Raw genomic sequence first — 5,922 nt, forward strand, 5'->3', positions numbered from 1 at the left:
CCGGCCTGTCCGGGCGCGCGCGACGCCCCCCCGCGCTCCGCGCGCCGGCCGCCCCCCCCCCCCCCCCCCCCCCCCCCCCCCCCCCCCCCCCCAAAAAAATGGCCGCCCCCCCCCCCCCGGGCCCCCCACTACAGGTGACGCATCAGGACTTCATGCGTTCCCAGAAACCCTTTACACCGTCGATGAAGGTCGCCGACTTCGGCGAGTGCTTGCGCGCTTCTTCGCCGACGAAGGTGGCTTCAAACTGTTCCAGCAGCTTGCGCTGCTCGGCCGTCAGGTTGACTGGGGTTTCCACCACGACGCGGCAGTACAGGTCGCCTTCGGTACGGCTGCGCACCGACTTGACGCCCTTGCCACGCAGACGGAACAGCTTGCCGGTCTGGGTCTCGGCGGGAATGCGGATTTCCGCTTCGCCACCCAGGGTTGCGACGCGGATCGCATCACCCAGCGCTGCCTGCGAGATACGCACCGGCACTTCGCAGTGCAGGTCGTCGCCATCGCGGGTGAAGATCGCATGCTCACGCACGCGCACTTCTACGTACAGGTCGCCCGCCGGCGCACCGGCCGGGCCGGCCTCGCCTTCGCCCTGCAGGCGGATGCGGTCGCCGGTATCAACGCCTGCCGGCACCTTGACCGACAACACCTTGTCTTCCTCGACACGGCCATTGCCATGGCAGGTCTTGCACGGCTTGCTGATGATCTGACCGCGACCATCGCAGTTGTGGCAGGCCTGCTGCATGGCGAAGATGCCGCGCTGCACGCGTACCTGGCCGCGGCCACCGCAGACATTGCAGGTCTCGACCTTGCGGTCTTCCGAGCCGCTGCCGTCGCAATCACCGCACTCGGCCAGGGTCGGAATCTCGATGCGGCGTTCAACGCCTGCCACCGCTTCTTCCAGGTCCAGCTCCATCACGTAGCCGATGTCGGCACCGCGACGCGGCTGACGCGGACCGCCGCCACCTCCGCCAAAAATGTTGCCGAAGATGTCGCCGAAAATATCATTCATGTCCGGACCACCCGGACCACCGCCGCCGCCCATGCCATGCTCGAACGCAGCGTGGCCGTGGGCGTCGTACATGCGCCGCTTATTGCCGTCGGACAGGGTTTCGTACGCCTCCTTGCACTCCTTGAAGGCAGCTTCAGCGGCGGCATCGCCCGGGTTGCGGTCCGGGTGGTGCTTCATCGCACAACGGCGATAGGCCTTCTTCAGCTCTTCATCGGTGGCGGTGCGGGCTACGCCCAGTACTTCGTAATAATCGCGTTTCATCGGCACATGAGGTTCTGTAATCGGGGTTGGGAATCAGGGACGAAAAGCCTGGTATTGCAGATACCGGAAGGGGATCCGGAAGCCGGAACAATAGTTCCGGACCCCGAATCCCCAGTTACAACACCGGCCTTGCTTACTTCTTGTCGTCCTTGACTTCGGTGAACTCGGCGTCCACCACATCGTCATTGGACTGGGCGCCAGCATCGGCACCCGGAGCCTGGCCCTGCTCACCGGCAGAAGCGGCGGCAAACAGCGCCTGACCGGCTTCTTCCAGCGACTTCGACTTGGCTTCGATCTGTGCCTTGTCATCGCCCTTCATTGCGGTTTCCAGATCGGCCAGTGCGGCTTCAACCTTGCCGATCACGTCGCCGCCAACCTTGCTGCCATGCTCGGTGATGGCGCTGCGGGTGGCGTGGATCAGACCGTCAGCCTGGTTGCGGGCCTGCACCAGCTCCTGGAACTTCTTGTCTTCTTCGCGGTTGGCTTCCGCGTCGGCGACCATGCGTGCGATCTCTTCCTCGGACAGACCCGAACCGGCCTTGATCTCGACCTTCTGTTCCTTGTTGGTCTTCTTGTCCTTGGCCGACACGTGCAGGATGCCGTTGGCGTCGATGTCGAAGGACACCTCGACCTGCGGCATGCCGCGCGGTGCCGGCTCGATGCCGGACAGGTCGAACTTGGCCAGCGACTTGTTGTAACGGGCCTGCTCGCGCTCACCCTGCAGCACGTGCACGGTCACGGCCGACTGGTTGTCCTCGGCGGTCGAGAAGGTCTGCGAGGCCTTGGTCGGGATGGTGGTGTTCTTCTCGATGATCTTGGTGAACACGCCACCCATGGTCTCGATACCCAGCGACAGCGGGGTCACGTCCAGCAGAAGCACGTCCTTGACGTCGCCGCCCAGCACGCCGCCCTGGATCGCAGCACCCAGTGCCACGGCTTCGTCCGGGTTGACGTCCTTGCGCGGTTCCTTGCCGAAGAACTCGGTAACAGCCTGCTGCACCTTCGGCATGCGGGTCTGGCCACCGACCAGGATCACTTCGCTGATGTCGCTCGAACGCAGGCCGGCGTCATTCAACGCAACGCGGCACGGCTCGATCGACTTCTTGATCAGCTCTTCGACCAGGCTTTCCAGCTTGGCGCGGGTCAGCTTGATGTTCAGGTGCTTCGGACCGGAAGCGTCTGCAGTGACGTACGGCAGGTTCACTTCGGTCTGCTGCGCGGACGACAGCTCGATCTTGGCGCGCTCGGCGGCGTCCTTCAGGCGCTGCAGGGCCAACGGGTCCTTGCGCAGGTCGATGCCCTGGTCCTTCTGGAACTCTTCAACCAGGTATTCGATGACGCGGTTGTCGAAGTCTTCGCCGCCCAGGAAGGTGTCACCGTTGGTGGCCAGCACTTCGAACTGCTTCTCGCCGTCGACGTTGGCGATCTCGATGATCGACACGTCGAAGGTGCCGCCGCCCAGATCGTAGACAACGATCTTGCGATCCTTGTTGTCGCCCTTGTCCAGGCCATAGGCCAGGGCAGCCGCGGTCGGCTCGTTGATGATGCGCTTGACGTCCAGACCGGCGATGCGGCCTGCGTCCTTGGTGGCCTGGCGCTGGCTGTCGTTGAAGTACGCCGGCACGGTGATGACCGCTTCGGTGACCTTTTCACCGAGGAAGTCCTCGGCAGTCTTCTTCATCTTCTCCAGCACGCGGGCAGAGATTTCCTGCGGTGCCATCTTCTTGGCATCGCTGGTCTGTACCCATGCGTCGCCGTTGTCATGCGCCAGGATGGCGTACGGCACGTGGGCGATGTCCTTCTGCACTTCGGCGTCGGTGAACTTGCGGCCGATCAGGCGCTTCACCGCGTAGAAGGTGTTCTTCGGGTTGGTGACGGCCTGACGCTTGGCCGAGGCACCCACCAGCACTTCGCCGTCCTTGGTGTAGGCGACGATGGAGGGCGTGGTGCGATCGCCTTCCGAGTTTTCAATGACGCGGGCCTTGCCGCCGTCCATGATCGCCACGCACGAGTTGGTGGTGCCGAGGTCGATACCAATGATTTTGCCCATGGGGGACTCCTGAGATTCGTTTGCCGGCAGCCGCCGGGGATGAATGGGATATGGGGAAGGACCTGATGACATTCAAGTCATCCCCGGAACACTGTTTGCCGACGGCCGCGCCTGATTTAGGCAGCGGCCAGCCAGCGCGGCCGATCAGTCGGCCTGGGCCACCACAACCAGCGCCGGCCGCAGCAGGCGCTCGTTGAGCAGGTAGCCCTTCTGGAACACGGTCACTACCGCGCCCGGGGCCACGCCGGCCGGTGCCGGCACCTGGCTGATGGCCTGGTGATGCTCCGGATTGAAGGCCTGGCCGGCCGGGTCGAGCAGGACCAGACCGTTGTCAGCGGCTACTTTGAGCAGCTGCTTGTAGGTCAGTTCCATACCTTCGCGCAGCGGATTGGGCTCGCTGCCAGCAGCAGCCAGGCCTGCATCCAGGCTGTCGAACACCGGCAGCAGGTCGCCAAGCAGCTTCTCGTTGGCGAACTTGCGGGCCTGGTCGATGTCACGGGCCACGCGCTTGCGCTGGTTCTCCAGGTCGGCGCGTTCGCGCAGCGATTCGGCCTTGACCTGCTCCAGCTCGGCACGCAGCGCCTCGATCTGGTCGTGCTGCGCGTCGTCACCGCCCATGGCGGCGTTCTCGGGGTCGAATTCAGTGTGCTCTTGGTTCATTTCCGGTTCCTTGGCGGATGTTCTGCCGCCTACCCCGACCCGTATGTGGGCTGTACCGAGAGTTTCAAGGCTCAGGCTCACTCCATGAGACGCTTTGTTCCTAATCTGTGCCGGTCACCGTCTGTCCTACATTGACCTATCCAGCCCGCATGCTAGTTTTGCGCGGCCCCTAGACCCGCCCGCCATGCTCAGACATCTATCGATCAAGGATTTTGCCGTTGTCCGCGCCACCGAACTCGAGTTCGGGCCAGGCATGACTGTTGTTTCCGGCGAGACCGGCGCCGGCAAGTCATTGATGGTGGACGCATTGGGCTTCCTGTCCGGCCTGCGCGCCGACTCCGGCGTGGTCCGCCACGGCGCCAGCCGCGCCGAGCTGTCAGCCGAGTTCAGCCTGGACGACGACGCCCCGGCACGCAGCTGGCTGCGCGACAACGAGCTGGACGACGAGGAGCAATGCCAGTTGCGGCGGGTGATCCGCGCCGACGGCGGCTCCCGCGCCTTCATCAACGGCCGCCCGGTGCCGGTGTCGCAACTATCTGAACTGGCCGGCTTCCTGGTCGAGATCCACGGCCAGCACGACCAACAAGCGCTGCTGTCGCGCCCCAGCCAGCTGGCCCTGCTCGATGCCTTCGCCCGCAACGAGGCCGAACGCACTGCCGTGCGCGGCGCCTCCACCCAATGGCAGGCACTGCTGGACGAGCGCGATGCGCTGTCCCAGCAAGGCGACGTCTCCGACCGGATCGGCTTTCTCGAGCACCAGCTCGGTGAGCTGCAGCGCGAAGACCTGGAGCCGGCAGCCATCGCGGCGCTTGGCGCCAGCCACCGCCGCCAGGCCCATTCCACCGCATTGATCGAAGCCTGCCAGCGTGCCGGCGGCCTGCTCAATGGCGACGAGGACGGCCCTTCCCTGCTCTCGCTGCTGCAGCAGGTGCGCAACGAACTGGGCCGGGTCAGCCAGCACGACGCCCGCCTGGGCGAGGTCGATGCCATGCTCGATGCCGCCGGCATTCAGTTGCACGAGGCGCTGGCCCTTCTTGACCGAGTCCAGGACGACCTGGACAGCGACCCGGAAGCCTTCGAGGACATCGAGCGCCGGCTGAGCCGCCTGCACGATCTGGCCCGCAAGCACCGCGTGCCAATGGAAGAGCTGGCCGCCACCCGCGACCGCCTCGAAGCCGAGCTGGAGCAGCTGCGCGGCGCCGACGAGCGCCTGGCCAAGCTGGCCGGCGAGATCGACAAGGCTGCCGCCCGCTGGCAGGCCGTGGCTGCCAGCCTTTCCAGCAGCCGCCAGGCGGCTGCCTCCTCCCTGTCCGACACCACCACCGCCCTGATCGGCGAGCTGGGCATGGGTGGCGGCCAGTTCCTTATCGAACTGGAGCCACAGGCACAGCTGCGCCCCGACCCGAATGGTGCCGAGCGGGTCGAGTTCCTGGTCGCCGCCAACGCCGGCCAGCCGGCCCGCGCCCTGCGCAAGGTCGCCTCCGGCGGTGAGTTGTCGCGCATCTCCCTGGCCATCGAAGTCGCCGCACTGGGCCTGGACGCCGTGCCGACGATGGTTTTCGACGAAGTGGACTCCGGCATCGGCGGCGCCATCGCCGACATCGTCGGCAAGAAGCTGCGCGCCCTGGGCGAGCATCGTCAGGTCTTGTGCGTGACCCATTTGCCACAGGTCGCCTCCAAGGGCCATTCCCATTACCGGGTCAGCAAGGCACCGGTGGAAGGCATGACCCAGAGCGCGGTTGAGCTGCTGGATGCCAAGGGCCGCGAGGAAGAGCTGGCACGCATGCTGGGCGGGGCTGAGATCAGCAAGGAGGCGCGGGCCGCGGCGCGGAAATTGCTGACGGAGGCCTGATAGCGGGAAGCCCGGGCTTTGGGCTTTGGGCTTTGGGCTTTGGGCTTTGGGCTTTGGGCTTGGGCTTGGGCTTTGGGCTTTGGGCTTGGGCTT

4 protein-coding genes are annotated in these 5,922 nt (G+C 65.5%); 1 reads left to right on the top strand and 3 read right to left on the bottom strand.

Annotated features, from left to right (window positions below):
* Positions 1-142: 142 nt before the first annotated feature.
* The 3 genes from dnaJ to grpE form a co-directional block, all read right to left on the bottom strand.
* Positions 143-1,267 (bottom strand): molecular chaperone DnaJ, encoded by a 1,125-nt coding sequence (gene dnaJ / locus ACVOLI_RS19985; RefSeq protein WP_303746657.1) that lies wholly within the window; start codon positions 1,265-1,267, stop codon positions 143-145.
* A gap of 133 nt (positions 1,268-1,400) precedes the next feature.
* Entirely contained in the window at positions 1,401-3,317 is a 1,917-nt protein-coding gene (dnaK, locus tag ACVOLI_RS19990; protein ID WP_481615718.1) for a molecular chaperone DnaK, read from the bottom strand.
* A gap of 144 nt (positions 3,318-3,461) precedes the next feature.
* Positions 3,462-3,977: a nucleotide exchange factor GrpE gene (gene grpE, locus ACVOLI_RS19995; protein ID WP_481508501.1), complete on the bottom strand. Its 516-nt coding sequence runs from the start codon at positions 3,975-3,977 to the stop codon at positions 3,462-3,464.
* 184 nt (positions 3,978-4,161) lie between these two features.
* Between grpE and recN the strand changes: the two genes are divergently transcribed.
* A complete protein-coding gene (gene recN / locus ACVOLI_RS20000) occupies positions 4,162-5,829 on the top strand; it encodes a DNA repair protein RecN (RefSeq protein ID WP_481615719.1) in 1,668 nt (555 codons plus the stop codon).
* Positions 5,830-5,922: the final 93 nt, after the last annotated feature.

This window comes from Stenotrophomonas sp. STEN029 (assembly GCF_056760015.1).